Origin of the sequence: Sphingomonas sp. PWP1-2 (assembly GCF_049898305.1) — a bacterium.
Classification (GTDB): domain Bacteria; phylum Pseudomonadota; class Alphaproteobacteria; order Sphingomonadales; family Sphingomonadaceae; genus Sphingomonas; species Sphingomonas glacialis.
In genome coordinates, this window is the sequence record NZ_JAFCXM010000002.1 from 600,902 (window position 1) to 626,788 (window position 25,887).

The following is a 25,887-nucleotide window of genomic DNA, read 5'->3' on the forward strand; positions in this document are numbered from 1 at the left end:
CAATCGCAAGCCTCCCGCGACCCGCATTCCACCACGTATCAGAGCGGTTTCATCGCCGCGCTGAACGCCTTGGTTGTAAGCGACGTCACGATATTGTGCGACCTGTCGGCAGTTCACTAAGTCCGGCGTGAAACGGAACGATCCATGGGCTTTTTCTCGAATCTCTTCCGCTTTTCCTCCCATGACATGGCGATCGATTTGGGGACCGCCAACACGGTGGTCTATCTGCGCGGCAAGGGCATCGTGCTCAACGAACCGTCGGTCGTCGCGGTCGAGACCTTGAACGGCGTCAAGCGCGTCAAGGCCGTCGGCGACGACGCCAAGCTGATGATGGGCAAGACTCCCGACAGCATCCAGGCAATCCGCCCCTTACGCGACGGCGTCATCGCCGACATCGACGTCGCCGAGCAGATGATCAAGCACTTCATCCACAAGGTGCATGGCGGGCAACGCCGCTTCATGCGCTGGCCGCAGATCGTAATCTGCGTGCCGTCGGGGTCGACATCGGTCGAGCGCCGCGCGATCCGCGATGCCGCGTCGAACGCCGGTGCCAGCCAGGTCTGGCTGATCGAGGAGCCGATGGCCGCCGCGATCGGCGCCGACATGCCCGTCACCGAGCCGATCGGCTCGATGGTGGTCGACATTGGCGGTGGCACGACCGAAGTCGCCGTGCTTTCGCTGCGCGGCCTCGCTTACACCACTTCGGTGCGCGTCGGCGGCGACAAGATGGACGAGGCGATCGTCTCCTACGTCCGCCGCAACCACAACCTGCTCATCGGCGATGCGACCGCCGAGCGGATCAAGCAGGAAGTCGGCGTCGCCAAGCCGCCGGCGGACGGCATCGGTCTCACGATCCACGTCAAGGGGCGCGATCTCGTCAACGGCGTTCCCAAGGAAATCCAGATCAACCAGGGCCAGATCGCCGAAGCGCTTTCCGAGCCCGTCGGCCAGATCGTCGAGGGCGTCCGCATCGCACTCGAGAACACTGCGCCCGAGCTTGCCGCCGACATCGTCGACCAGGGCATCGTGCTCACCGGCGGCGGCGCGCTGCTCAAGGGCATCGACGAAGTGCTGCGCGACGAGACCGGCCTGCCCGTCACGATCGCTGACGACCCCCTCACCTGCGTCGCGCTCGGCACCGGGCGCGCGCTCGAGGATCCGGTCTATCGCGGCGTCCTCCACAGCGCGTGACGCGGTGAAGTGAGCCGTTGCGCGGTCTGGGCCGAGGGATTGACCCTACTCAGGGCGCGGCACATCGCGTAAGGCGAAACAAGGTTTTTACTGGCCCTCGGGCTTTTTGATGGGGGTATGATGGCGCCGCCTCGCAATCGGCGTCCGGGGTTTTCGCGGCGGGCGCAATACAGCCTTTTTGCAGGATATGTCGTCGCCGTAGCGGGGTCGCTCGTCGGGGCGGTGCTGCTTGCCTTGTCGACTTTGGACCCCGTCGCCTTTGCAGCACTGCGCGCAAGCGTTGCCGAAGTGAGCACCCCGCTGTCCTCGGGGCTGGCGGGCGTCGGGCGCGGGATCGGCGCGATTCCCGGCGGCATCGGCAGCTATTTCGCGGTGCACGATCAGAACGCCGCGCTGCGCAAGCAGCTTGCCGCGCAGCATGCGCTGTTCCTCCGCGCGCGCTCGCTCTCCTATGAGAACCGCCGCCTGCTCGCCTTGCTCCAGGTCCGCGAACGGATATCGGAGCCCGTCGTTACCGCCCGGCTCGTCAGTTCGTCGGCGTCGAGCACGCGCCGCGTCGCCGTGCTCAACGCTGGATCGTGGCAGGGCGTCGCAAGCGGCCAGCCGGTGCGCGGGCCCGAGGGGCTGATCGGCCGTGTGCTCGAGGCGGGGCCAAACAGCGCCCGCGTGCTGTTGCTGAGCGACCCGGAAAGCGTCGTGCCGGTGCGCCGCACGCGCGACGGCGTGCCCGCGCTCGCGACCGGACGCGGCGACGGGCTGATCGACGTCAAGTCGGTCGCCTCGGCGACGACCGATTTCGCGCCGGGCGATGTGTTCGTGACGTCGGGGACGGGCGGCATCTATCCGCCCGACGTCCCCGTCGCGCGCGTGCTGCGGCGTGGACGCGATGCCTCGATCGCGCGCGCGTTCACGCAGGCCGATACGGTCGATTATGCGCTGGTTCAACGCGCTTTCATGCCGCCCGCGCCGCCGATCCCAGCCCCCGCGCCGCAGCCCAAGGCGACGGCCACGCCGCGTCCGCCCAAGAAGAAGCCGTGAGCGCGCGATGAGGCAAGCCCGCGGCCCCTTCGACGAGGTCCCCGACCAGAGCTTCCGCCGGTTCGTGCCCGCGATCACCGTCGCGATCGGATCGGCCCTGACCCTGTGGCCGATGGTCGCAAGTTTCCCGGTGCTGCCGCCGTTCGGCTTGTTGATGCTGCTCGGTTGGCGGCTCACGAAACCCGAGAGCCTGCGCATCTGGGCGCCGCTGCCGCTCGGTTTCTTCGATGATCTGCTCAGCGGGCAACCGCTCGGCAACGCGATGCTGTTCTGGACGTTGTGCCTGTTCATGATCGACCTGATCGACCAGCGCATCGTCTATCGCGATTTTTGGCAGGACTGGCTGATCGCGGCGGGCGCGATCGCCTTCTGCCTACTCCTCGGGCGTCTGGTCGCATCGCCGATCGGCGCGCATGTCGATACCGGGCTGATGCTGCAGATCGCGGTGTCGATCCTGTTGTTCCCGCTGGTGGTCCGGCTGTGCACGCTGCTCGGCGACGACGAGGAGGAGATGTGAGCGGCGGCGCCTTTCGCCCGAGCGGCCGCGTCGCGACCGAGGCCGCGCAAAGCTACAGCTTCTCGCGGCGCACCGTGATGCTCGGCGCGGCGCAGGGCGTGTTCGGCCTTGCGCTCGCCGGGCGGATGACGTGGCTCGCGGTGGTCGAGAACGAGCAATATACGCTCAAGTCGGAGAGCAACCGCGTCAACATGACGCTGGTGCCGCCGCGCCGCGGCTGGATCGTCGATCGCCACGGCGCGCCGATCGCCAACAACCGCACCGATTTCCGCGTCGACATCATCCCCGACCGGCTCGAGAACAAGGACCATGTCCTCGCACTGCTGCGCGACCTGCTCAAGCTGCCGCCCGAGGAAATGGACCGGCTCGTCGCCGATCTCGAACATGCCGCCGGGTTCCAGCCCGTGCAGGTCGCCGAGAACCTCGACTGGGAGCGCTTTGCCGCGGTCAGCGTGCGGTTGCCCGAGCTGCCCGGCGTCGCCCCGACGCGCGGCTTCTCGCGGAGCTATCCCGCAGGCGCAGCGGTCGCGCATCTGACAGGCTATGTCGGCGCGGCTTCGGCCGAACAATATAAGCAGACGCACGACCAACTGATGGTCACGCCGGGCTTCAAGCTCGGCAAGGACGGCCTCGAAAAGACGCTCGAGAAGCAGTTGCGCGGCGTCGCCGGGCAGAAGCGTGTCGAGGTCACCGCGCGCGGCAAGCTCGTCGCAGAGCTCGCCACCAGGCCCGATCAGCCCGGCGCGAACGCGCGCCTGACGATCGATGCCGGGCTGCAGGACTATGCCGCACGCCGGCTCGGCACGCAGTCGGGCTCGGTGGTGGTGATCGACTGCCTCACGGGCGAGATGCTCGCGATGGTGTCGATGCCAGCCTATGATCCCAACAATTTCTCCGACGGGATCAGCCATCTCGAATGGAAGATGCTGTCGGAAAACGACCACGTGCCCTTGATGAACAAGGTGCTGCAGGGGCTCTACCCGCCGGGCTCGACCGTCAAGCCGATGAACGGGCTCGCGCTGCTCGGTGCAGGCGTGCCGGCGTCGGACCGCGTCGTCTGCTCGGGCGCGCTGCGCGTCGGGACGGGCGTGTTCCATTGCCACAAGAAGAGCGGGCACGGCGCGCTCGATCTCAAGAACGCGATCATGCAGAGCTGCGACATCTATTTCTACGAGATGATACGGCGGCTCGGCTACGATCATGTCGCCCCGGTCGCGCGGTCGCTCGGGCTCGGGCAGAAGTTCGAGCTGCCGTTCAACAGCCAGCGCTATGGCACCGTCCCCGATACGGCGTGGAAGCTGCGCCGCTACAAGCAGCAATGGACCGTCGCCGATTCGCTCAATGCGTCGATCGGCCAGGGCTATGTGCTCTCCAATCCGCTCCAGCTCGCGGTGATGGCGTCGCGGCTCGCCTCGGGTCGCGCGCTCCAGCCGAGCATCCTCGCAGCGGATGTCCGCCACGGCGCCCCTGCCCTGCCGTTCGCGCCCGAGCATCTCGATACGATCCACCAGGCGATGTGGGGCGTGGTCAATGGCGGCGGGACCGGCGGCGCGGCGCGGATGCTCATCCCGGGCGTCGCGCTTGCGGGCAAGACGGGGACCGCGCAGGTCCGCCGGATCACCATGGCCGAGCGCGCGGGCGGCGTGCTCAAGAATGGCCAACTTCCCTTCAAGATGCGCGATCACGCGCTGTTCCAGGGCTTCGCGCCGCACGACAAGCCGCGCTACGCGATCGCCGTCGTGCTCGAACATGGCGGCCATACCGTGCGCAATCTCGATACGCCCGCGATCGCACGCGACATCATGACATATCTGTTCGATCGCGACCGCGCGATGGCGTCGCTGATCGAGGGCGAGGCGACCTGGGGTGGCGACATCCGCACGCGCATGGCGGCCGAGACCGCGGCCTACCGCGCCGCCGCCAACGCGCCGCCGCTCGCGGTCGGCGCGCAGACCGAATTCGGTGCGAGCGCCCCGACCGACGCGCCCGCGGTGCAAGCCGCCGCGGCGGCCGACGTCGCGACCGCAGAGGAGCTCGCCAACACCGCCGCGCACGGCAACACCGTCGCCGAGGACGGCACCACCGAGCGGGATGTCCCATGAGCGGTCTGAGTTTCGTCCCTGCCCCGCTCGCGCAATTGCCGTGGAAGATTCTGCTGCTCGTCCTCGCGATCGGCTGTTTCGATTCGCTCGTGCTCTATTCGGCGGCGGGCGGCAGCATTCGCCCCTGGGCGCTGTCGCAAGGCATCCGCTTCTTCGTCTTCCTCAGCGGCGCGATCGTGCTGTCGCGCATCCCCGAGCGGGTGTGGAGCAATGCCGCGCTTCCTGCTTATGGCGCGCTGTGCGTGATGCTCGTGCTCGTCGAGCTCGTCGGTGCGATCCGCGGCGGCGGACAGCGCTGGCTCGATCTCGGGATCGGCTTCCGACTCCAGCCGTCCGAGCTGATGAAGCCGTGCATCGTGCTGACCTGCGCCAAATTCTACGATCTGCTGCCGCCCAACGAGACGCGTCGCTTCGGCGCGATCTGGCCCGCGGCGTTGCTGATCCTGGTTCCTGCGGCGCTGGTTATGAAGCAACCCGACCTCGGCACCGCATTGATGATCATGATCGGCGGCATCACCGTGATGTTCCTCGCCGGCGTGCCGCTCCGCCTGTTCATCGGCGGCGCGCTCGCGCTCGGCGCGGCGGTTCCGCTCGCGGTCAATTTCGTCCTGCACGGCTATCAGCGCAACCGCATCCTGGTGTTCCTCGACCCCGAAAGCGATCCGCTCGGGATCGGCTATCATATCAGCCAGTCGAAGATCGCGATCGGATCGGGCGGGATCTTCGGCAAGGGCTTTCTCAACGGTACGCAAAGCCATCTCGATTACCTGCCCGAGGGGCATACCGATTTCGCGCTCGCGACGATGATGGAGGAATGGGGGCTGGTCGGCGGCGTGTTGCTGATCATCGCGTTCCTCGTGATCGTGCAATGGGGTCTGTCGACCGCGATGCAGGCGCAATCGCGCTTCGCCAAGCTGACCGCGGCCGGGCTTGCCGCGACGATCTTCTATTATGTTTCGATCAACATGGCGATGGTGATGGGGATGGCGCCGGTGGTCGGCGTGCCGCTGCCGCTGATCAGCAACGGCGGATCGAGCCAGATGACCTTCATGCTGTGCCTCGGGATTCTGATGTCGATCGACCGGACCAATCGCCGTTCGCCGGTGCGCTGGTAGTTTTTTTGCCGCTCTGCACAAAAAGGGTTTGCATCGCGCGGCGACGCTGCTAATCGACCGCCTCCCGCAGCGGTCGCGCCACCAAGCGCCTCGCAGATCGCCGCGGTATGGACGCATAGCTCAGTTGGTAGAGCAGCTGACTCTTAATCAGCGGGTCCTTGGTTCGAGCCCAAGTGCGTCCACCATTATTTCAATGACTTAGCCATCTAGGCGACCCTAACCCGGTTTTTGTGTCCGTCTGGTGTCCGTCACAGGACACCTCTTGGGAGCCGGACGTATCCAAACGAAGCAAGAGCACCCGACCGCGCATTTGCCAGTCGCGCTTGCGCTTCGTGATGCCAATCACCGGCATAGGCATTGCGAGCGCTCACAGCTTTCCCCGCCGCCGATTGTGGGCCAGTCGATTGTTCCCACGGCTTCGTTTGCCGGATGATGTCCGCTTGCCGCGCTCGACGCTCAGGCGTCCATGCTGCCTTCGTCCCCATAACGGCTACTCCTGTTCAGTTCGTTTTCCGTTTTATCGTGTGATTAGCCAGCAGGAAACTGAGACTTGCCTTCGCTCGGCAAGCTGACAGCGGGAACCGATGGCAGCATCTTCAATAAGCCCTCTGGATAGCTCTCGTCGAAAGGCCGGGTGAGCGACCGAGGATCGACCGTAAGGCGTTGGACCCAATCGGCAGGCGGCAACCGCGCGACGTAGGCCTGCCAGCGATCAGGGTGCCGAAACCGTGCGTGGACCCGGACATGGCACCCTCGGCAGATCGGGTGCGCATTGAGCGGCTTCCGGTAGTCTTCCGAGTGCCACTGTAACGGCTTCGTGGCTCGGACACCGCATACTGAGCACCGGGTCGGCGTAGGGAGCGTGCCATCTGCGAGCGCGGCTCTCACGATAGCGAGTGTCCCGTTGCGGTCTGCCGGGCCGAAGCCGTTGTAATAGCCCTTGGCGTTCAAGCCGTTGGCTCGCCGAGGATGCGATAGACAGAAGCGCGACTGATAGAGAGATTGGCAGCGATTGCGGATGCACCGAGGCCAGACGCGCGTAGTTCGATCACACGGGCACTCTGGCGGCGGGCGGTCGGCACGCGACCCCGGTAGCGGCCTTCGCCTTTGGCTTTCGCAACTCCGATTTTCTGTCGCTCCAGCATGATCGCTCGCTCGAACTCGGCGATGGCCGCCATCATCGTGAGCAGCATCCTCCCGGTCGGCGACGCCGTATCCAACTCTCCGCCGCCGAAGTCGGTGACACGCAACGCGACGCACTTTCGTTCGAGAACGGCGACAATGTTTAGCAGGTCGGTGGTTGATCGGGCAAGTCGGTCGATCTTCGTCACAACAAGCGTATCGCCTTCTCGCACGAAATCGATAGCGGCGGTCAACTGGGCGCGGGCCGCGACCGAACTCACCTGTTCGATGAAAACCTTAGTGCAACCCGTTGCAGCGAGTTGGCGGGTCTGTTCATCTAGTCCGGCAATCTGCTCAACAGTGCTCGTCCGTCCGTAACCTACAAGCATTGGATACTCCTCTCGACGAGTTGAGCATGCCACACGCTCCCAACTAAGTCACGGAAAACAATGCGTTATTTGCATTTTTCGGAGACTGCTTGCGTTCAATCGATGACCACCGCTTCGCCGATAAAGCCCCCCTCCCAAAGATAGAAATGTTTCTCCGCTCGCATCACCGGAACCGCGTTCTCGGGGGACAGGAAGACGAACCCTAAACGCCGGGTCTCACCGGGCAATAACGGTTGATCTCCAAGGAGAGGAAGGGCGTCATATCCGACGAGCGGCTCCATACGAGAAACCATGCAGGGGCATCCCCAGCCCGGAAATGCTGGTCCGGTCCGCCCTCCGTTCGCCGTGTCATACATGCGAACTTCCGCAATGATTTGCGGGGTCGCTGTTTTGAGGTATTCGGCGCGGCTCATGCAACGATCATGGCCGGATGCACGAAGGTCCGCAATCGCCGCGATAGCGACTGTTCCGAAATGGCGCTATGCCTGCGAGATGAGCGAGCGATACGAGCCAGCATCTGACTTTCTGAAAGCGATCATCGCCGAGGAAGCGCCTTTATCAGGCAGTCTTATGGCGGAAGCGAACATGCGGAGACTAGTCGCAATGACCCGCGACGAAGATCGGTCCAATCGAGATTGGGCGACGATGCTTCTTTCGCAGGAGGATGCAAATACACCTAGCGTGCGAGAGGCGTTGCTGTCCGCTGCGGTTGACGACGATGACGCAGTTCGAGCCGAGGCCCTGCTGGGCATCGCACGGCGAGATGTCCGGCTCGCGTTACCGTTCGTCTTGGAGGCCCTATCCGGCGACCACGCGAGCATGGCGGTGTTCGAGGCGGCCGCAATCATCGCCGACCCGGCCTTGGTAGAGAGCCTGCGGCCTTGGACCGAGCCCTCCGATAACGAGTGGCTGGACAACCTCGCACGGGATGCCCTTGCCGCTTGCGAAAGAGGGCAAGCGACATGAACGGGCGTGCGCCGCGCTTGCTTCTAAAACATGTGCGACAGGTGTCTCGCTGACCGAGCACAGACCCGTGTGAGCCGGACAATCGCCGCGAGCATCAGTCTCGCATGAGCAGGGCCGTGTGAGAGCGATGTTGCTTTACGCTGCAAGTGCCTCCGATAAGCCGGTTCCTTGAACCCAACATACCCATCGTTCCAGAGTGGCGCGATAGGCATCCGGCGTCGTGCGGAGAGCGATCAACCGATCTGGCGGTTTTCTCATTCCCTCTTTGCCGTACTCAGCGCTGACGAAGCCCATCATACGGGTCGGCTGGCCGTTTGTCTGCCGACCCTCGGCGTCGAGGTAGACGATACCCCCGTGAGCCAGCGCATTACGTAGGCAGTTCATCCAAGCCCTTGCACTCAACTGTTCGGCTGCGCTCTTCGCCTCCTGTGCAGACAATCCGTCGGCCAGTTCCTCTGGAAACTCACGGGCTAAGTTTTGGTCAGGCTCGTATTTTACGGACGCAAAACTCCAAGCACCGGGGATGTAAAAAGGTGATAAGTTGAAAGCGGTCGCATCGCTTCCCAACACGGCATCAATCTCTTTGGCCGCCAAGGGATCAAGTGGACGGTCATCCATGTAGCCCTGCAAGCCAAGCGCCTCCTTTCGACGGTGACGTTCCAATCGCTCAATCGGGAGCGTTAGGATCAAAGTGGACATCGCAAAAAGGAATGTCGCGTCCAATGGGCCGAGGTCGGCCTCGTGGGGAGCCGTGATGGTCTGCACTTTGGCAAAAAGCCGGTCGATGAGCCAAAGGCATCTCCCCGGCACATCACGGCTGGTGTGATACGGAACGCCCATACAGCCCTTTATGTGGTCACATGAAGGAAGTCCGACGACAACTCGGACTGATGGCTATCAATCCAACCTTTCGAGGCTTTCCAACTGGGAACTATCGTGGCGAGGTAATCCCAAAATGCCCGGCCATGTGAGCGATGTCGAAGATGGGTAAGCTCATGCGCGACGACGTATTCGAGCACCTTTCTTGGCGCGAAAATCAGGTGCCAGTTGATTAGGACACTGCCCTCCGGCCCACATGAGCCCCAACCGTTTGCGAAGTCCGCGACCCGAATGGATCGAGGCGTGAGGCCGAACCGCTTTCCGTAATCGGCTGCGATCTCGTTCACGTCGCGCCGGGCGCGCTGTTTGAGCCAATGCTTCAACTCGCTCGCAACAAGGTGATCAGGATCAACGCCCGTCCAGTGTGGCAGATCAACGATGAAGCCGTTGCGGTAGGTAATGGCGATCCGTTCGGCATCCGTGCGACGGACGGTCAGCGGCATGTTCCGGCCCCGGTAGGGTATCTTCGATCCGGTCATGAACCGGGGCACGGCATGGCGACTGGCGGCGATGCGCTCCATGTCGCGCATGGTGTTGAACAGCCACTGCCGCTTGCGGTCGAGGAAGCCCGCGATGTCGCCGTCGTTGTCGGTGGTCAGCGCCATCACCTCAACATGGCCGGGCGTGACGGTGATGCGCCGCTCTGCCGCCGTGGCGCTGCGGCGAAGCTCGTAGGCGATCGCGGCCCTGCCTATCTGGATCGTAGGCATCAGGCCCCGGCCCCATAGGCGTGGATGGCAAACTCTTCGACCTTCTCGCGGATGGCCTTGGTTTCGCCGATGCCATGGTCGGTCAGGATGCGGCGGACCTGCTGGCGCAAGCTGCGCAAGTAGGCGTCCATGTGGGCAAAGGCGGGCTGGGTCGCGGCGGCACCGGAATAGACCGCGCCGATGGCGATAGCGGCGGCCTGCAAGGTCTCGTGCTCGGTCTCCGGGGCGATGGCCTCCATGATCCGCAAAATGGAGAAGGCGTTTTCGTCCATGCCAAGGTCGGCGTGCGCGCCCTGTTCGGCCTGAATGTCGCCGGTCAGGTTCTCGAAGTCCGCCAAGCCATCGGCGGCGGCGACCTGCCCCGCCTCGAAACGGCGGATGATCTCCATCACGCGCTCGGAGAACCGGCCATACTGCTCCGGGTTCTTGTCCACCAGTTCCCGCGTAACGCGGCGAAGCTCGGCGGACTTGCGCACGAAGGCTTCCTGTAGCTCGGCTTCGGATTTGTCGTCAGTGGCAAAATCGTCTGCGAAGTTCGGGTCGGTGATGTTGCGCAGGCGGATGGTGGTGGACAGGCCGGTAACGTGCACATGCTCTTCCAGCATGTCTCTGATCTTGCCGCTGTAGCTGCGGTGATCGAGGCTCTCGTCCTTGGCGATAGCCTGAGTGGCGAGGCGCAGGAACGCGGCGGCCCATTTCACCTCGGCGGTGAAGTCGAGGATAGCAGGGTCAGGCGACAGGTCGGCGTAGACCTTGATGAAGGTGCGAGCCAGACGCTGGAGGTCGAACCATTCGTCCTCGCGGCCATCGGCAGCGATAGCGGCGGCGGCATAGGCAGCGGCTTTCTCGTCCATGCCTTCCAGCCCCATGGCGCGCTTCTGCGCCCGGTAGCGGGCGTGGGCTTCCTTGAGGTCGTTGCGCAGCACGGCGATGTCGCGCAGCGCGTGCTCGACATCATCGGCACGGTAGGATTTGAGCGCCTCGTCCAGATGGTTGGTGACGCCGATGTAATCGACGATCCGGCCATTGGGCTTGGCGATCTCGCCGCCGCTGGGCAGCTTGATCGAACAGGTGCGGTTGGTCCGGGCGATGGCTTGGAGCAGGTTGTGCTCCTTGAGCGGCTTGTCGAGATACATGACGTGCTCGATGGGCGCGTCGAACCCGGTCAGTAGCTTGTCGCACACGATCAGGAAGCTCGGCTCCTGCCCGTATGCCTTGAACCGCTTCTTGGCGTCCTTCTCGCCCTCGGCGTCCAGATAGAACGCCTCCAGCCCGTCGCGCAGCGCCTGAACCTCGGCGTTCTCGCTCGGCTTGTTGTCCTCTTGGCTTTTCGAGAACACGCAGGCGATCATCGCGTCGGCCTCCGCCCGCGCGGTCTCGGCATCCATGCCGCCCTTGACCAGATCGGCGGCGATCACACCGGACAGGGCGGCGCGGTAAAGCACGATGGCCTCGCGATCTACGACCACGATCTGCGCCTTGAAGCCGTCCGGCTGGCACACCTGCTTGAAGTGCTCCCATACGTCATAGGCGATCAGCCGGATACGCTCGGGGTGCTTGGCGATGGTCGCCAGCGTCAGGCCCTTGCGTTTCAGTTCCTCGCGCTTGTCGTCGGGCAGATCGACAAACCAGCGGTCAAACAGGATGTCGATCTCGGCCTCGTTGATCGACCAATCGGCTTTGCGACCTTCATAGAGGATCGGCACGGTCGCACCGTCACGCACCGCGTCGTCGATGCCGTATTTGTCGAGGTAGCCTTCGCCCGCAACGCTGAACCGGGCGTAGGTGTCCTTGTCGGTCGATTTGATCGGTGTGCCCGTGAAGCCATAGAAGTGGGCATCGGGCAGCGTCGCTTGCAGGAAGGCGCCCAAGTCCTTCTCCTGCGTGCGGTGGCACTCGTCCACCAGCACGATCCAGTTGGCCGAGTTGGGGATAGGCTCCTTCGATCCGGCGAACTTGAAGATGGTGGACAACAGGATTTGCCCGTTGCCGCCCCGGTTCACCGCATCGCGCAGCGCCGCTACTGATCCGCACTGCGCCGGGTTGGGCAGGCTGCACGCGACAAAGGTCTTGCTGATCTGGTCGTCGAGGTCGATCCGGTCGGTCAGCACAAGGATGTTAGGGTTGGCCAGTGTCGGCGCGTCGAGCGTCAGGTGGGTTTTCAGCTTGCGCGCCAGAAACACCATCGTCAGGCTCTTGCCGCTGCCCTGCGTGTGCCAGATCAGGCCCTTGCGGTGCTCGCCCGCTGCAACCCGTTGCACCGCCTTGTTGACGGCACGAAACTGCTGATAGCGGCAGACCTTCTTGATCTTCCGGCCCGTTTCCGGGTCGATCTCGAACACGATGAAATGCGCCAGCAGGTCCAGCAAGCGCGATGGTTCACACAGGCACCACAGGTCTTTGGATAGAGAGTTCGGAAAGTCATCGGGGGTGCGTGGCCATGCGTCGGGCCACGGCGCATAGAACTGCGATGGCGAGCCGGTCGCGCCATACTCGGTCTTCATCCCATCGGTGATGATGTTGAAGGCGTTGGGGTAAAACAGGCGCGGGATGTCGCGCTCATATTGCTTGATCTGCTCGAACGCCTCGTCGCCAGTCGCGGTGCCTTTCAGCGGGGACTTGGCCTCGATCACCACCAGCGGGATGCCGTTCACGAACAGAACGATGTCGGGGATACGCGGGCGCTGGGCGGCGACGCGCAACTGGCGCACGACGTGGAACGTGTTGTTGCCGGGCGTCTTGAAGTCGATCAGGGCAATGGGCCGGTCGCGGTTCTTCCCGGACAGGCGGCGCGAATAGCCACCGAGCAACTTGCGCTGCCATTCCTCGTTGTCAGACAGGGTGGCAAGGTCGGTATAGACCGCCTCGGCATCGCCCGCGCCGATACCGTTTAGCGCCTGCAACGCCGCGATCAGCACCGGCTTGAGGATGACGCGGTTCTCTCCCACCCGCATCGCCAACGCCGCCACGGGCGCGAGCGGCTGGTAGCCCAGCGCTGCCAGCACTTCCATCGCGGGCTTTTCGGCAAGGCGATACTCGCTCATGCGGGCACCCGGACGCGGCCAGAAAAAAGGTCGGACATCAATCCGTGCTTGAGGTCTTTTAGCCGCTCGGCAGCCTGCTGTTGCTCACCCGCGACGACGCTGATCTGATCCAGTTCATCGGCGATAGCCTCCTGTTCAGCCAAAGGCGGCATTGCCAGTTCCAACTGGCCAAGATTGCCTCTCGATACTCTGGTTCTCGTGGTGCCAGATGCACAGGCCAATACCTGCGAGCGAAACTCCGACGTGGCTATGGCGTGGTTCAAATATCGGTTCGACGTGATTTGGGATGCCCGGACAACGCAGACATCAACGACCGTCACCGAAGGCTGATTGATCGCGGGAAATAGACAGCAACGGCCCAACGGGTCTGGCATCCGCGCAATAAGCAAGTCACCCTCTTCCAGAAATGTGCAGCGAAGCTGGTGCGCTTTTTCCAATGTAAGATAACGCCTTGATTTATCGACAAAGCAGCCATCCCCTATGTCTGCCAACTGTATCAGGCGCACATCACCATTGGGGTCTTGGTCCTTGCTTTCGACCCAATCTCCGTCCGTGAAGAGACCCGCAGATGTCGCATCGGACAGGGTGGTCATGCCCCATATCGGCTGCGATATTACTTCGTCGCGAACACGGACGAGTAAGTTCTCCGCCAGATCAGCCGCAGCCACTGCCGCCGCAATCGCTTCATCCACCGACCGCAGCACCTCGGCGACCCGCCTTTGCTCGTCGAGAGGTGGGAACGGAAACGCCACATGGTTGAGTGACTGCCTTGTGATCTGCGGCTGCGCTGATCCCGAGATGGAATTGGCAACGCCCCAATGCTGGAGCGCCTGATAAAGGTAGCTTTGGGCCACAAGACTGTCGTCCAGATCATCCAGCGCCATTGCGTTACCAGTGATGTATGACTTAGCCGGAACTAAGTTGATGGTCCCACAAGTCGCTCCCCGGCACGTAATCGCAATGGTCTCGCTATCATGGGTAAACTGTGAGTAGAAACCGATCTGACCGTTTGCACCATAGACCGGATAGCCGTTTTCGGTGAACTGCTCACGAGAGATCGTTGGCCACTGGCGGGGCCGACAGATGTCGAGCAAGCGGCGGCTTGCCCAATTATCCGGCAAGTGGTCAACCGCTTGTTCAAGTTCGGCCACCTCAATCGACATAACCGAGCCTCCGCAGATGATCGAACATCACTGCTTCGGCGTCATTGCGCCGGGCAATCAGGTCTTGCAGCTTGGCCACCTCCGCCGCGACATCGACCGCCTTGGCATCCGCGCCGGTCTGCACATAGCGGCTGATGTTGAGGTTGTGCGCATTGGCGGTAATCTCGGTCACCGACACTACGCGGGCCAGTTTGTCGATGTTGGCAAAGCCATGAACCGCGTCGGCCAGCGCCTTCACATGATCGTCGGTCAGGAAGTTCTGAGCCTTGCCGGGCTGGTAGATGGCATTGCCGTTGACGATCAGCACTTTGCCGCGCCGGTCGGCAGGCTTCTTCTTCCGGCAGATTAGCAGGGCGGCAGGGATGCCCGCACCGTAGAACAGATTGGGCGCAAGGCCGACAACCGCCTCTATCACGTCTGCGGCAAGCATGGCCTCCCTGATGCGACCCTCGGCCCCACCACGGAACAACACGCCGTGCGGCACCACGACCGCCAGCATCCCATCATCCTTCAGGCTGGCGAGCATGTGCTGAACGAAAGCAAGGTCGCCATAGCCCTTAGGCGGACAGCCATAGTCATCGCGCCCGAAAGGATCGCCGTTCTGCCAGACGTCGTAACCCCACACCTTCTCTGAGAACGGCGGGTTGGCCAGCACTCGGTCATAGGCCCCGATGCCCTCGACAAACTCGCGGGCCTTCGGGTCATACCGCTTGGGCGACAGGATCGTGTCGCCCTTGGCGATGAAGGCGTCGTCCACGTCGTGGAGGAACAGGTTGATCTCGGCGATGCCCCACGTCGCGAAATTCTTCTCCTGCCCGTAGAGCGAGAGGCTGCGGGCATCCTCGCCGCGATCCTTCAGATACTGCACCGCCTCCAGCAACATACCAGCGGATCCACAGGTGGGATCGTAGACCGACATGCCGGCGCGCGGGTCGATGATCTCGACCATGAGCCGGACGATGGACCGGGGCGTATAGAACTCTCCCCCCTTCTTGCCCGCGCCCTCAGCGAACATCTTGATGAGGTATAGATAAGCGTCGCCCAGCATGTCGGCGGGCGCGTCGGCGTTCCGCAGGCGGTACTTCTCAAAATGGGCCAGCAGCTTCTCCAGCAAGGCGTCGGAGAAGCGGTCCTGATTGGCAAAGTCCACCGAGTTGAACACGCCGCGCAAGCGCAGGTTGGCGTCTTCGATAGCCGCCAGCGCATTATTCAGCCGCTGGCCGATCTGCGTGGACTGCTGGCGCATGGCATCCCAGCGGTGCTCGGTCGGGATATGGAAACGGTGCTCGTCCGGGTCGGCGGCTTCCTCGCGGTCGCCCGTCTCAGCGAGGAGTTTTTCGTATTCCTCGTCCCACACATCGCAGAGGCGTTTATAGAAGAGGAGGCCGAAGATGTACTGCTTGTAGTCCCCGGCATCGACCGTGCCGCGCAGGATGTCCGCCGCACCCCACAGGTGCCGTTCCAGTTCCTGCTGTGTAAGCCTCGCCATCATTATCCCAATCGAAACGCCCGTGCCCGCGCTTGAAGCGTGATGTCGTGGCCAAACCGTTGTCTGTGTATGGCGGGCGAGGGCAATGATCAACGGCGGCTAGTGCGGCGCAACGGGTTGCACAAGCGACTGGCAAAACTGGGAATGGGTTCGGCTGCTCGCTGCCGCCCTTGGCGAGAAAATGCTCATAGCGTCAGCTATCCACCGATGCCATCGCGAACAAATAGCATGAAGCTTGCTAGACTTCGGGCCGAACACCGTCCGTAGGAAGCTTTGAGCCATATCGCCATCGCTACGGTATCGCGGTTCCCCTCGAACAGGCGATCCACAAGCTTGATCCAACCCGACCTCGACAGACTGACTTCCGCGCCGCCCGTGCGCCGCTTCCACAGCCTGTAGCCAAGGTGATCAAAGCCCTCACCGACCTCGCCAACGTAACTTCGCATGTCAAATGGCCCCGCCCGGTGCTCGGTGAGATACCGAGCGAGTGCTTCCCGTGCTTGCAGGGCGCGCGATACCGTTGGTGCTATCAAGATGATATTGTCACAATAGAGAAAAACGCTTATGCCTTCCCCGAAGTGATCTGGCAGGTCATCCATGAGTACCGAGAATATCGCGTTTGACGCGGGGGAGCCCTCCATAAGGCCGGACGGGGACCTTTCGAGATCACCATCATAACTACGAACAGCTAAGGCGACATCCCTAGCGTATTCGCTTCGCTCCCTGCGAACGAACCTGTGTGACCTGTAGTCAATCGCCCTTCTGGTCAACGGTTCGGGCAGGTAGGGAAGATCATAGACAGCATCCATATTGACGCTGGCAAAAGCGCGGGTGATGTCGGCACACACGACACCTTGCACCGGCGAGGTGAGCGCAGCCCGAATTTGATCAATCTGCCAGTCGCGTCCGCGACCGACCCAATCGCCGATATGTGGCCGGGGCTGATGCTGCGCAACGATCAGATCGCGTGCGATAACGTGCCACATCTTCTCAACCTCGGCGAGGCGGCATATCTTCCGCACGCCCTCGGTTGAACGGGGCTTATGAAAGAACGCGATCGTCGAAGGTCGGAAGCGCCGATAGCTGTGAGGACAGACCGGCGCTCGCTGGGCAGACGTCCACAGTCGCTGAGCCTCGGGCAATCCGTGCTTGCGGACCCATAGGTCGTATAAAACCGAGGACTGAACCGCGTGCGATGTCAGATACCGCTCCGTCTCACGCGACAGCAGGCCGCTGGCGATGGCCCCGCTACTTCCGGCTGCACTACGGCGCGCGATCTGCGTTTGGAGACGGCTGCGGAAGCGCCGTTGCTGCGCGACGCTCACCGATGCTTCCTTGCAACGATTGCACCGCGATCCCCATCACCTTCAAGCGACAGCAGCCAGCCTTCAACGGCGGCACGCCGATAAAACACCGAGCGTCCGACCTTGATGCTCGGCGGCCCCTTCCTGAGCCGTCCCCAACGATGCAATGTCCGTTGAGACACGTTGAGAAGCTCGGACACGTCCCGGCTCGTCATAGGTGGTTCGATCAATATCGGCATGTCACTCTCAATCACCGCATGGCTGGTTATGACAGATTGACGCTTTTGGATCGGAAACACATGACCACAACGCGGGGGTAAAAATCACATGCTAAGGGCGCTCTGGCGTCGCTTGTTCGACCGTCTCGCGGTCGATCATACGCTTGGCAATCCATGCCCAGACGTGGACATCCTGCGGATCGCCGACTTCTGTGGCGACGTCCTGCATTAGCACCCGGTGGATGCGTGAAGTGGTTTTGAGCTTATAGGCGTCGATGAGATGCCCGTCCGCCAGTTGCATGAAGCTGGACGGGGCAAGCTCGTTCGCCTGCTCCCATTCCCACGCCTCGCGTATGTCGCGGAACCAATCGTCGTTTGCGCTATCCGCCCTGTGCTGCCGGAGACCCCTGTCTGTCATGACTTGGATAATCGCCGACCTGAGCGAGGGCGGCTCGCCGTTGCGCCCTGCCCGATCAAAGAACCGCACGAGGTCGTCCAGAATGAATGACATCTCGGCGTCGTTGCCGCGTGCAGGGAGCCGTTCGTACTGCTGGCGCAACTCAATACATGCCAAGACTGCCCACGACGGCGGAGCAGACGGACAAGCGCCGATGGCCAACGCTACAAGCTGATAGTCAGGCTTTCCCAACGCCACCGACTGCTGAAATAGCTTCTCGGCGTTCTCGACGGTATATGAACCGCCATACCGTTTGCGTCGCCCCATTTAGCCCGCGCCTCCATCGCTTCCAGCATCCGGCTTTCTCTGACCGCTAATGGCGTTTGACAGTCGGTTAGTCGCTTGCCTTAGTGGATCGTCCTCCAGATGGGCGTAGCGGCTCGTTGTCTTGGCCTGCGTGTGACCCAGCAGCTTTCCAATTACAGGCAACGACACGCCATCGGAAACCAAGAACGAGGCGTACGAATGGCGGATGTCGTGGATACGAAAATCGCTGATCGCTGCCTCAAGCCGCACGGCATGGAATAGCTTCTTGATCTCGACCAGTGCCTCGCCGCTCCTACCGGGGAAGACATACTCACCGTTCGTCAGGCGGCGCGCTCGTTGCAGCACATCGACCGCACCATCAGAGATCGGCACCCGGTGCAGCTTGTTTTGTTTTGTATGCGAGCTTGGCTTGACCCAAACCGCCGCAGTCAGATCAAACTGGCCCCACGTCGCTTTCAGCACCTCACCGCGCCGTGCGCCCGTAAGAAACAGGAAACGGAGCGCGAGGGCGGATGGCGTATCTGGGCGACTGTCGAGGGCAGCGAAGAACCGTGCACGTTCGTCCGCAGATAGGAAGCGTTCTCGACCATGTTCGTCGTTGGCCAAACCTGTGCCAACGGGGCTGTTGCCGATGAGCCGCCAGCGGATTGCAGTGTTGAAGACGTGGCGGATACTAGCAAGGCACCTATTGGCCTGCGCGGGCGTCGTCGCGCTGATCTTGTTGTGAAGGCGGTCGATGTCCAGAGGCTCCACCTTGGAAATGCGCTTCCGCCCGAGGGCAGGCAGGATCAGCCGATCCCACATTGACCGCTCGTTGCGCTGACTGGACGACGCCTTGCGTGGCAAGACCTCCACAGAATAGCGGTCCCAAAGCTCGATCACAGTCAGTTCGGCTCGCGCCTTTTCCTTTTGAACCATCGGGTCGTCGCCAGCGTCGACCCGCCTCCGAAGGTCCTTAGCCTCGTCACGAGCCCTAGCGACCCCCCAAGTCGGATAGCCACCAATCGTAATGCGACGCTCCCGCCCGTCGATAACGTAGTTCAAGAAAAACGCTGTGTTCCCAGTAGGCGTGCGACGGACCCCGAAGCCGATAATCAAATCGTCGCGCACGACGGTTTGCCCACCTTTGGGCGGCAGTTCCAGGTCCCGAACGAGCTTATCAGTAATACGCGTCAAATCCGTGTCCGTCCTGTGTCCGTCTCATTAGCGATTTGTGTGACATTCTATGCCCACTTATGCCCCCGAATGTCCGGTCCAATCAATCATGGAAGTGATTGCCGTTCAGAGAAAATCCAGCATTTCTGCGGGAAATGACGGACCTCGCGCTGTTCGCGATGCCGAAACTCTTAATCAGCGGGTCCTTGGTTCGAGCCCAAGTGCGTCCACCATAACTTCCGTACGTTAGAGTGATCGGGTGGAGTTGTTTTACCTTGCGGGGTAACGCCACGGGTAACATTTAGGTGTGCAAATCAGTCGGTCGCGATTGCGGTGGCTGAAGACCAATCGGACCCAATCGCGGACGTCCCGCGCCGCGTCAGCGCTCCCCAAAACCGGCCGTTCGTTCAGATCGCGAGTTTGGAGCGATCTACTATGGGCGTCGGACCACAAGATAGTCGGTCACCCAGCGCTTATTCGTTTAGCACGATTGCGCTCCATATTTGGCCGGATAAAGCTGATGTCTGGCAACCCGCTCCCAAGCAGCGCAAGCAGCGGGTTTACCGCCGTTCCGTTTTACCGGTTTGCGCATCGCGTCGTCGATCAAACCGTTGCGTCAGTCCGTCATCGCAAGAAGCGCGAACGTCGCTAGCCAATGCTCACCCATATAATCGTCCGCGAGATGGGGCAGCGCGGCTTGGAGGTGTGCGTGGGCGATCAGGCGGGCCGACGTTGGCTCGGGCAGATCGTCGGCGAGGCGCTGCCAGCACCAAGCCCGCGCGAGGTTCAGGCCGTCGAGATGGGCGAGGCGACCGTCGCTGCGATCGGTGACGACGGCCGGCGTGCGCAAGCAAGCGGTCGGTGCGCCGTAGGGATTGCGGCAGGAAGGCGCCGAGCCACGCCAGAAAATCCGCGCCGAGCACGTCCTGCATCAAGACCGCTTCACACAAAGTCGCGGACAGGAAGTCCTCGCCGCTCGGCTCCCATGGGTGCGCCGCGCGGTCCGCACCAAACCAAAGTCTTGATCGCTCCTCGATCACCCCGACAAGGGCCGCGTCGTGTGTTCTCGCCCACCGCAGCGCGTGGATCAGCGCGAAGGCCGTACTGTCATGCTTGCCGCTACGCACGGGATACAAGAGCTTGGGCAAATAGGCGGCAAAGCGCGCGGCGAAGGCCCGCGCAAGCGGCTCCAGCGCCGCGGCCCATGGCCGATCGGGGCGCAACGCGAGCTCGTCATGCAACGCCAGCAGCCAGCCCCAGCCGTACGGGCGTTCGAACCCGCCGGTCATCGGTCGATCGAGATAGGCGACCTCGCCCGCCACACGGTGCGGCAACAGCATCCGATCCGCCAACGCTTCGATCGCGGCTGCCTGGTCCATCGTAGGGAACAGGCGGGCGAGCCGCATCACTTGCCACCAGCCGTGGACGCAACTGTGCCAATCGAAGCTCCCATGGAAGATCGGGTGCAGCGTCGCGGGGAGCGCAAGATCGGCCGGGCCGTTGAGGACCTGATCGAGCTTGTAGGGCCATTCGCGCGTCAAATGGCCAAGCGTCAGCGTGGCGAACCGCTCGGCGGTGGCAGCATCGAGCATCAGCGAAATCCCAGCCAGTAGAGCAACACGATATTGACCGCCAAGAGCGGCAGCGCGGTCGGCACCTGCGCGCGGATCACCGCGCCCTTGTCCTTCAGGTCGAGCAGGGCGGCGGGCACAAGATTGAAGTTCGCCGCCATCGGCGTCATCAGCGTGCCGCAAAACCCGGCGAGCATGCCGATCGCCGCGATGACTGCCGGGTCGCCGTGATGGCGGCCGATCAGCAGCGGCATCGCGACCGCCGCGAACATCACCGGAAAGGCCGCGAAGGCATTGCCCATCACTATCGTGAAGGCCGCCATGCCAAGCGCGTAGACGAGCACCGCGCCGATCAGGCTGCCCTCGGGGATCGCGGTGCCGGCAATACCGCCGACGACGTGCCCAACACCGGCGAGCGCGAACACCGCGCCGAGGCTCGCCAGCATTTGCGGCAGCACCGCCGCCCAGCCGACACCGTCCATCAGCCGCAGCCCCTCGGCAAACGGCGTGGCGGGGCTCGGCCGGAACCAGGCGTACCCGATCGCCAGCGCGAGCAAAACGCCGCACGTGAGGGCCACCAGCGTGATTTGCTTGGGATCGACCAGCGCGGGCATGGCCTTGAAGGCAAGGGTGCCCAGCATAGCCGTCACGGGAATGACCAAAGCGGGCAGGAACAGCCGATTGCCGCGCGTGGTCGCGTCCGCCTGTCGCTCGACCGCGCCGGTGGTGCCGCGCGCGCCGCGTCCCATCGCTCCAGTGCCCGCGATTGCGACGAGACCAAGGACGAGGACACCATTCCCGATATCGCCGATCCGGTCACCGATTGTGAAGCTGACCGCAAGCAAGGCGTAGAAACAGGCGCTGCCGAAGCGCTTCGGATTGCTGCGATCGGTCGCGCTCAGCCATGCGAACATCGCGAACATCAGCCCGGCAACTTTGTAGATGAAATTCGTGCCGATCATGTGCCACGCGCCAGGCGGCGGTCGAGCCACCACAGGCGGCCCCCATGGATCATCAGCGCCGCGACCGCCGTCGGGATCGCCCAGAGCGACAGATGCAGCGGCTGGATGACGATGCCATAGCCCTCGAGCACCCCCTTCATCAGCAAGATCGATCCAATTGCAATGAAGATATCCTCGCCGAAGAACAGTCCGATATTGTCGGTCGCGGCGGCCAGCGCGGGGATCGCGTCGCCGCCCGGCGCGACGCCTTGCCGCTCCGCCGCCGCCTCGGCCATCGGCGCGACCAGCGGGCGTACGCTTTGCGCCGGTCCGGCGATCGAGGTCAGGCCAAGCGCGGACGTGATCTGCCGGAACACGAGATAGCCGATCAGCAACCGCCCGACCGTCGCGCCCCGCAATGCCGCGATCACGCCGCGCGCGCGCTCCTGCAGGCCATGGCGTTCGAGCAGGCCGATGACGGGCAAGACGATATAAATCGCACTCACGAAGCGGTTGGCGTTGAACGCCTTGCCGAACGCAGCGAGGATCGCGAGCGGAGCGATCCCCGCGGCAAGGCCGGTGACCAGTGCCGAGACCGCCACGACCAGCAGCGGGTTGAAGCGCAACAGGAAGCCCGCGACGATCACCGCGATCCCGGCCAGAACAAGCATCCAATCGCCTCCGAATCCGCCGCCGCCAGGCGTTTCGATGACGAACACGTCTCCCGCCCGCATGTCCACCTTTGCCGTCGATCCGAGGCGATCGATCGATCCGTCGCTGCGCTCGACGCGCGCAGTGCCCACGGCGCCCGCCGACCCGCCATGCAGTCCGAACGGCGGCACGCGGCGGCGATTGGCGAGGATGCAGGCGGTCATATCGGACAGGAACCGAACGCGCCGCAGCCCCCCGTCACCGCCTTTATGCGCCCCTGCACCGCCCGAACCCGGGCGGATCGCGAACGCTTCGAGCAGCACCGGAAAGCGCGTCTCGAAGATTTCGGGGTCGGTCAGGCGGCTGTTGGTCATGTGCGTCTGGATCACCGCCGTGCCGTCATAGCCCGGGCCGGCCCCCGATCCTCCGGCGATCGTCTCATAATATTGGTAGGTCGCGTCGCCGAAGGTGAAGTTGTTCATCGTCCCCTGGCTCGCCGCCATTGCCCCCAGCGCCCCGAATAGCGCGTCGGTGACGACCTGGCTGGTCTCGACATTGCCTGCCACCACCGCCGCCGGGAAGCGCGGATTGAGCATCGACCCTTCCGGCACGCGGATCGTCACGCCGCGCAGGCAGCCATCGTTGAGCGGCACCTCGGTGTCGATCAGCACGCGCAGGACGTATAGCACAGCGGCGCGAACGATAGAGACCGGCGCGTTGAAGTTGTTCGGCCGCTGCTCGCTGGTCCCGGCGAAGTCGATCGTCATGGTCCTGCTTGCGCGATCGATCCAGATGGCGACACGGACGACCGCACCGTCGTCCATCGCATAGGTGAAAGCGCCATCGTCCAGCCGGGCGATCAGGCGGCGCGCCGCGGCATCGGCATTGGCCTGAACATGCTCCATATAGGCGCTGACACCATCCGCGCCGTATTCGTCGGCGATCCGCGCTAAGCCAGCCGCGCCCCGCGTGCAGGCGGCAAGCTGGGCTGCAAGATCGGCGATATTCTGGTCGATGTTGCGCGCCGGATAGCGGCCGCTGGCGAACAACGCGCGCAGTTCGGCTTCGCAGAAATGCCCTTCGTCCACCACCAGCATATCGTCGAGCAACACCCCTTCCTGCTCGACCGAAACACTGTCGGGCGGCATCGATCCAGGCGTAATCCCGCCGACATCGGCATGGTGGCCGCGCGCGGCGACGAACCAGTCCGGCGCACCGCTTCCACCCGACGATCCTGCGGCGAAGACCGGCATGATGACGGTGATGTCGGGCAAGTGCGTGCCTCCGCGATACGGCGCGTTCAGCGCATAGGCGTCTCCGCGGCGGATACCGCGTCCGTCGGCATTGCCACCGCGCGCGGCGATGATCGTGCGGATGCTCTCGCCCATCGAACCGAGATGCACCGGGATATGCGGCGCGTTCGCGACGAGATTGCCCCCGGCGTCGAACAGAGCGCACGAGAAATCGAGCCGCTCGCGGATGTTGACCGACGCGGCGGAGCGTTGCAGCGCGGCGCCCATCTCCTCGGCGATGCTCATGAACAGTCCGGCAAAGATCGCGAGGCGGGTGGGGTCGCTTTGCGTGCCGGAGCTGGCGACGCGTCGGGCGGCGACCCGATCGAGCAGCAGGTTTCCGAGATTGTCCACGCGCGCGCGCCAGCCGGGTTCGACGACCGTGGTCGACATCGGATCTATGATCAAGGCGGGCCCGTCGAGCGTATGGCCGGCGGTCAAGCCCTCGCGCGCCATAACTGGCGTATCGTGCCACGCTCCCGCCATATGCACCGGCACGATGGTCAGCGGTGCGGCGGCATGACCAGGCAGATCGACCAGCATGGTCTCGACCGGCGGACTCTTCGCGACGGCTTCGGCGACGAGACGATCGACGATCAAAGGTTGCGTGCTGGCAAAACCGAATTGCGCGACATGCGCGCCGTCGAAACCGGCGATCATCGTCGCCGTTTCCCCAAAATCGAGCTCGATCGTATGTTCGGTCTGGCCGCGACGGAGGTGGACTCGGCGCTCGACCACGACGGCGTCGGGTGCGACGCCCTGCGCCACCAGCGCTTGCTGCGCCTCGTCCACCAGCATATCGAAGGCCGTGGCGATCGCGGCCTTGTCCGCGATCCCCGCGCCCAGCGTCCGCTCGCGCAGCACGCGGCGATCGGCCAGCCCCATGCCATACGCCGACAGCACGCCCGCGAGCGGATGGATCATCACCTGATCCATCCCCAGCGCGTCGGCGACGAGACACGCATGCTGCCCGCCGGCGCCGCCGAAACAGGCAAGTGTATAGCGAGTGACGTCGTGCCCGCGCGCGACCGAGATTTTGCGGATCGCATTGGCCATGTTCGCCACGGCCACCGCGACGAAGCCTTCGGCGGCGGCATAGGCGTCGAGCGGCAGTTCGGCGAAACGCGCCGCCACTGCCGCCGGGTCGAGCGGCTCGTCGCCCTTCGCCCCGAACAGCGCGGGGAAGAATTCGGGGCGCACCTTGCCGAGCATCACGTTGCAGTCGGTGACGGTCAGCGGCCCGCCACGGCGGTAACAGGCCGGTCCCGGCATCGAGCCGGCGCTGTCCGGCCCCACTCGCAGCCGCTGCCCGTCGAAGCTGCAGATCGACCCCCCGCCCGCTGCCACGGTATGGATGCGCAACATCGGCGCGCGGATGCGAGCGCCCGCGATCAGCGTCTCGGTATCGCGTTCGTAACTGCCGGCATAATGCGACACGTCGGTGGATGTGCCGCCCATATCGAACCCGATGATTCGGTCGAACCCGGCCGCGCGCGCGGTCGCCGCCATCCCGACGATGCCACCTGCCGGCCCCGACAGGATCGCATCCTTGCCGCGAAAGCGTGCCCCATCGACGAGGCCACCCGACGATTGCATGAACAGCGCGTTCCGGCCGAGCGCTGCGTGCAGCCCCGCGACGTAGCAATCGAGCACCGGCGACAGATAGGCATCAACCAACGTCGTATCGCCGCGCCCGATCAGCTTGATCAGCGGCGCGACGCGGTGGCTGACCGAAATTTGCGTGAAGCCGATCGCCGTCGCGAACTCGGCCAGCGCCGCCTCATGCGCGCTGAAGCGATAGCCATGCATCAGGACGATGGCGATCGACCGGAAACCCGCCGCAAAGGCCGCCTGCAATCCGGCCTTCGCCGCGTCGCGGTCGAGCGGGGTCACCACCGTGCCATCCGCTGCGATCCGTTCGTCGATCTCGACGACGTGCGCGAACAGCGGCACGGGACGCGCCAGGTCGCGCGCAAAAATGTCGGCCCGCTCCTGGTGTCCGATCAGCAGCGCATCGCCGAAGCCGCGCGTGATCGTCAGGACGGTCGGCTCGCCCTTGCGCTCGAGCAGCGCATTGGTCGCGACGGTCGTGCCGATGCGCAGTTCGAGCGGCACGTCAACGCGCCCGGTCAGGCGCCGGATCGCCTCGACCGCCGCATCGGCATAACGCTCGGGGTCTTCGGACAGCAGTTTGGCGGTGACGATTTTTCCGCAGGGCTTGCGCGCTACGACGTCGGTGAAGGTACCGCCGCGATCAATCCAGAACTGCCATGGCACCATCAGTCCGTTTCTCATTTCCGCAGTGA

General features: G+C 63.6%; 19 protein-coding genes, 1 tRNA gene and 2 pseudogenes. 7 read left to right on the top strand and 15 right to left on the bottom strand.

From position 1 onward, the window contains the following. The first annotated feature begins 144 nt into the window (after positions 1-144). From ACP7C5_RS07695 to ACP7C5_RS07720, 6 genes are all read left to right on the top strand, one after another. Positions 145-1,191, top strand: coding sequence for a rod shape-determining protein (locus ACP7C5_RS07695; RefSeq protein WP_010186326.1), 1,047 nt, complete (start codon positions 145-147; stop codon positions 1,189-1,191). 120 nt (positions 1,192-1,311) lie between these two features. Further along, the gene (gene mreC / locus ACP7C5_RS07700) at positions 1,312-2,229 is read left to right on the top strand and encodes a rod shape-determining protein MreC (RefSeq protein ID WP_426263771.1); all 918 of its coding nucleotides are present in this window, start codon (positions 1,312-1,314) and stop codon (positions 2,227-2,229) included. 7 nt (positions 2,230-2,236) lie between these two features. Next, entirely contained in the window at positions 2,237-2,746 is a 510-nt protein-coding gene (gene mreD / locus ACP7C5_RS07705; protein ID WP_189674630.1) for a rod shape-determining protein MreD, read from the top strand. 77 nt (positions 2,747-2,823) lie between these two features. Next, on the top strand, positions 2,824-4,848 hold the full coding sequence (gene mrdA / locus ACP7C5_RS07710; RefSeq protein ID WP_426263913.1) for a penicillin-binding protein 2: 2,025 nt from the start codon (positions 2,824-2,826) through the stop codon (positions 4,846-4,848). Beyond that, on the top strand, positions 4,845-5,963 hold the full coding sequence (rodA, locus tag ACP7C5_RS07715; protein WP_133188014.1) for a rod shape-determining protein RodA: 1,119 nt from the start codon (positions 4,845-4,847) through the stop codon (positions 5,961-5,963). Before mrdA ends, rodA begins: the two co-directional genes overlap by 4 nt. Positions 5,964-6,072: 109 nt before the next feature. Then, a tRNA-Lys gene (locus ACP7C5_RS07720) sits at positions 6,073-6,148 on the top strand. A 762-nt stretch (positions 6,149-6,910) separates the two neighbouring features. Here ACP7C5_RS07720 and ACP7C5_RS07725 read toward each other — a convergent pair. Next, the gene (locus ACP7C5_RS07725) at positions 6,911-7,474 is read right to left on the bottom strand and encodes a recombinase family protein (protein WP_426263772.1); all 564 of its coding nucleotides are present in this window, start codon (positions 7,472-7,474) and stop codon (positions 6,911-6,913) included. Between the two features lie 95 nt (positions 7,475-7,569). After that, positions 7,570-7,887 carry a hypothetical protein gene (locus tag ACP7C5_RS07730; RefSeq protein WP_426263773.1) on the bottom strand — a complete coding sequence of 106 codons (318 nt, stop codon included), beginning with the start codon at positions 7,885-7,887 and terminating at the stop codon, positions 7,570-7,572. Between the two features lie 190 nt (positions 7,888-8,077). Between ACP7C5_RS07730 and ACP7C5_RS07735 the strand changes: the two genes are divergently transcribed. After that, the gene (locus ACP7C5_RS07735) at positions 8,078-8,440 is read left to right on the top strand and encodes a lyase (RefSeq protein WP_426263774.1); all 363 of its coding nucleotides are present in this window, start codon (positions 8,078-8,080) and stop codon (positions 8,438-8,440) included. A 135-nt stretch (positions 8,441-8,575) separates the two neighbouring features. Here the strand turns inward: ACP7C5_RS07735 and ACP7C5_RS07740 are convergent, their stop codons facing one another. The 13 genes and pseudogenes from ACP7C5_RS07740 to ACP7C5_RS07800 all read right to left on the bottom strand — a co-directional run. Beyond that, positions 8,576-9,280: a hypothetical protein gene (locus tag ACP7C5_RS07740; protein ID WP_426263775.1), complete on the bottom strand. Its 705-nt coding sequence runs from the start codon at positions 9,278-9,280 to the stop codon at positions 8,576-8,578. Positions 9,281-9,288: 8 nt separating this feature from the next. After that, positions 9,289-10,029, bottom strand: a complete 741-nt coding sequence (locus tag ACP7C5_RS07745; RefSeq protein ID WP_426263776.1) for a M48 family metallopeptidase — start codon at positions 10,027-10,029, stop codon at positions 9,289-9,291. Further along, on the bottom strand, positions 10,029-13,073 hold the full coding sequence (locus tag ACP7C5_RS07750) for a type I restriction endonuclease subunit R (RefSeq protein WP_426263777.1): 3,045 nt from the start codon (positions 13,071-13,073) through the stop codon (positions 10,029-10,031). Before ACP7C5_RS07750 ends, ACP7C5_RS07745 begins: the two co-directional genes overlap by 1 nt. Continuing rightward, positions 13,070-14,236: a restriction endonuclease subunit S gene (locus ACP7C5_RS07755; protein ID WP_426263778.1), complete on the bottom strand. Its 1,167-nt coding sequence runs from the start codon at positions 14,234-14,236 to the stop codon at positions 13,070-13,072. The genes ACP7C5_RS07750 and ACP7C5_RS07755 overlap by 4 nt, the downstream gene beginning before the upstream one ends. Then, positions 14,226-15,725, bottom strand: coding sequence for an N-6 DNA methylase (locus tag ACP7C5_RS07760; RefSeq protein ID WP_426263779.1), 1,500 nt, complete (start codon positions 15,723-15,725; stop codon positions 14,226-14,228). Before ACP7C5_RS07760 ends, ACP7C5_RS07755 begins: the two co-directional genes overlap by 11 nt. Before the next feature lie 197 nt (positions 15,726-15,922). After that, the gene (locus ACP7C5_RS07765; RefSeq protein WP_426263780.1) at positions 15,923-17,050 is read right to left on the bottom strand and encodes a hypothetical protein; all 1,128 of its coding nucleotides are present in this window, start codon (positions 17,048-17,050) and stop codon (positions 15,923-15,925) included. Continuing rightward, the gene (locus ACP7C5_RS07770; RefSeq protein ID WP_426263781.1) at positions 17,047-17,268 is read right to left on the bottom strand and encodes a helix-turn-helix transcriptional regulator; all 222 of its coding nucleotides are present in this window, start codon (positions 17,266-17,268) and stop codon (positions 17,047-17,049) included. The genes ACP7C5_RS07765 and ACP7C5_RS07770 overlap by 4 nt, the downstream gene beginning before the upstream one ends. Positions 17,269-17,359: 91 nt before the next feature. After that, positions 17,360-17,971: a hypothetical protein gene (locus ACP7C5_RS07775; protein WP_426263782.1), complete on the bottom strand. Its 612-nt coding sequence runs from the start codon at positions 17,969-17,971 to the stop codon at positions 17,360-17,362. Further along, positions 17,972-19,147 carry a tyrosine-type recombinase/integrase gene (locus ACP7C5_RS07780; RefSeq protein ID WP_426263783.1) on the bottom strand — a complete coding sequence of 392 codons (1,176 nt, stop codon included), beginning with the start codon at positions 19,145-19,147 and terminating at the stop codon, positions 17,972-17,974. It abuts the gene before it with no gap. 595 nt (positions 19,148-19,742) lie between these two features. Continuing rightward, positions 19,743-20,718 (bottom strand): annotated as a pseudogene (locus tag ACP7C5_RS07785) (DUF2891 domain-containing protein). Beyond that, complete coding sequence (locus ACP7C5_RS07790; protein WP_426263784.1) at positions 20,718-21,659, bottom strand: DUF979 domain-containing protein; 942 nt, start codon at positions 21,657-21,659, stop codon at positions 20,718-20,720. Before ACP7C5_RS07790 ends, ACP7C5_RS07785 begins: the two are co-directional and overlap by 1 nt. Continuing rightward, a complete protein-coding gene (locus ACP7C5_RS07795; protein ID WP_133188008.1) occupies positions 21,656-22,309 on the bottom strand; it encodes a DUF969 domain-containing protein in 654 nt (217 codons plus the stop codon). Before ACP7C5_RS07795 ends, ACP7C5_RS07790 begins: the two co-directional genes overlap by 4 nt. 6 nt (positions 22,310-22,315) lie before the next feature. Continuing rightward, positions 22,316-25,861 (bottom strand): annotated as a pseudogene (locus ACP7C5_RS07800) (hydantoinase B/oxoprolinase family protein); the annotation flags it as partial. Positions 25,862-25,887: the final 26 nt, after the last annotated feature.

Excerpts from the sequence above, each read along its gene's own strand:
- ACP7C5_RS07770 (WP_426263781.1), bottom strand. The coding sequence starts at position 17,268 with ATGCCGATATTGATCGAACCACCTATGACGAGCCGGGACGTGTCCGAG.
- ACP7C5_RS07755 (WP_426263778.1), bottom strand. The coding sequence starts at position 14,236 with ATGTCGATTGAGGTGGCCGAACTTGAACAAGCGGTTGACCACTTGCCG.
- mreD (WP_189674630.1), top strand. The coding sequence starts at position 2,237 with ATGAGGCAAGCCCGCGGCCCCTTCGACGAGGTCCCCGACCAGAGCTTC.
- ACP7C5_RS07795 (WP_133188008.1), bottom strand. The coding sequence starts at position 22,309 with ATGCTTGTTCTGGCCGGGATCGCGGTGATCGTCGCGGGCTTCCTGTTG.
- ACP7C5_RS07750 (WP_426263777.1), bottom strand. The coding sequence starts at position 13,073 with ATGAGCGAGTATCGCCTTGCCGAAAAGCCCGCGATGGAAGTGCTGGCA.
- ACP7C5_RS07790 (WP_426263784.1), bottom strand. The coding sequence starts at position 21,659 with ATGATCGGCACGAATTTCATCTACAAAGTTGCCGGGCTGATGTTCGCG.
- ACP7C5_RS07760 (WP_426263779.1), bottom strand. The coding sequence starts at position 15,725 with ATGGCGAGGCTTACACAGCAGGAACTGGAACGGCACCTGTGGGGTGCG.
- ACP7C5_RS07695 (WP_010186326.1), top strand. The coding sequence starts at position 145 with ATGGGCTTTTTCTCGAATCTCTTCCGCTTTTCCTCCCATGACATGGCG.
- ACP7C5_RS07725 (WP_426263772.1), bottom strand. The coding sequence starts at position 7,474 with ATGCTTGTAGGTTACGGACGGACGAGCACTGTTGAGCAGATTGCCGGA.
- mreC (WP_426263771.1), top strand. The coding sequence starts at position 1,312 with ATGGCGCCGCCTCGCAATCGGCGTCCGGGGTTTTCGCGGCGGGCGCAA.
- ACP7C5_RS07775 (WP_426263782.1), bottom strand. The coding sequence starts at position 17,971 with ATGGGGCGACGCAAACGGTATGGCGGTTCATATACCGTCGAGAACGCC.
- ACP7C5_RS07730 (WP_426263773.1), bottom strand. The coding sequence starts at position 7,887 with ATGAGCCGCGCCGAATACCTCAAAACAGCGACCCCGCAAATCATTGCG.
- rodA (WP_133188014.1), top strand. The coding sequence starts at position 4,845 with ATGAGCGGTCTGAGTTTCGTCCCTGCCCCGCTCGCGCAATTGCCGTGG.
- mrdA (WP_426263913.1), top strand. The coding sequence starts at position 2,824 with ATGCTCGGCGCGGCGCAGGGCGTGTTCGGCCTTGCGCTCGCCGGGCGG.
- ACP7C5_RS07745 (WP_426263776.1), bottom strand. The coding sequence starts at position 10,029 with ATGCCTACGATCCAGATAGGCAGGGCCGCGATCGCCTACGAGCTTCGC.
- ACP7C5_RS07735 (WP_426263774.1), top strand. The coding sequence starts at position 8,078 with ATGACCCGCGACGAAGATCGGTCCAATCGAGATTGGGCGACGATGCTT.
- ACP7C5_RS07740 (WP_426263775.1), bottom strand. The coding sequence starts at position 9,280 with ATGGGCGTTCCGTATCACACCAGCCGTGATGTGCCGGGGAGATGCCTT.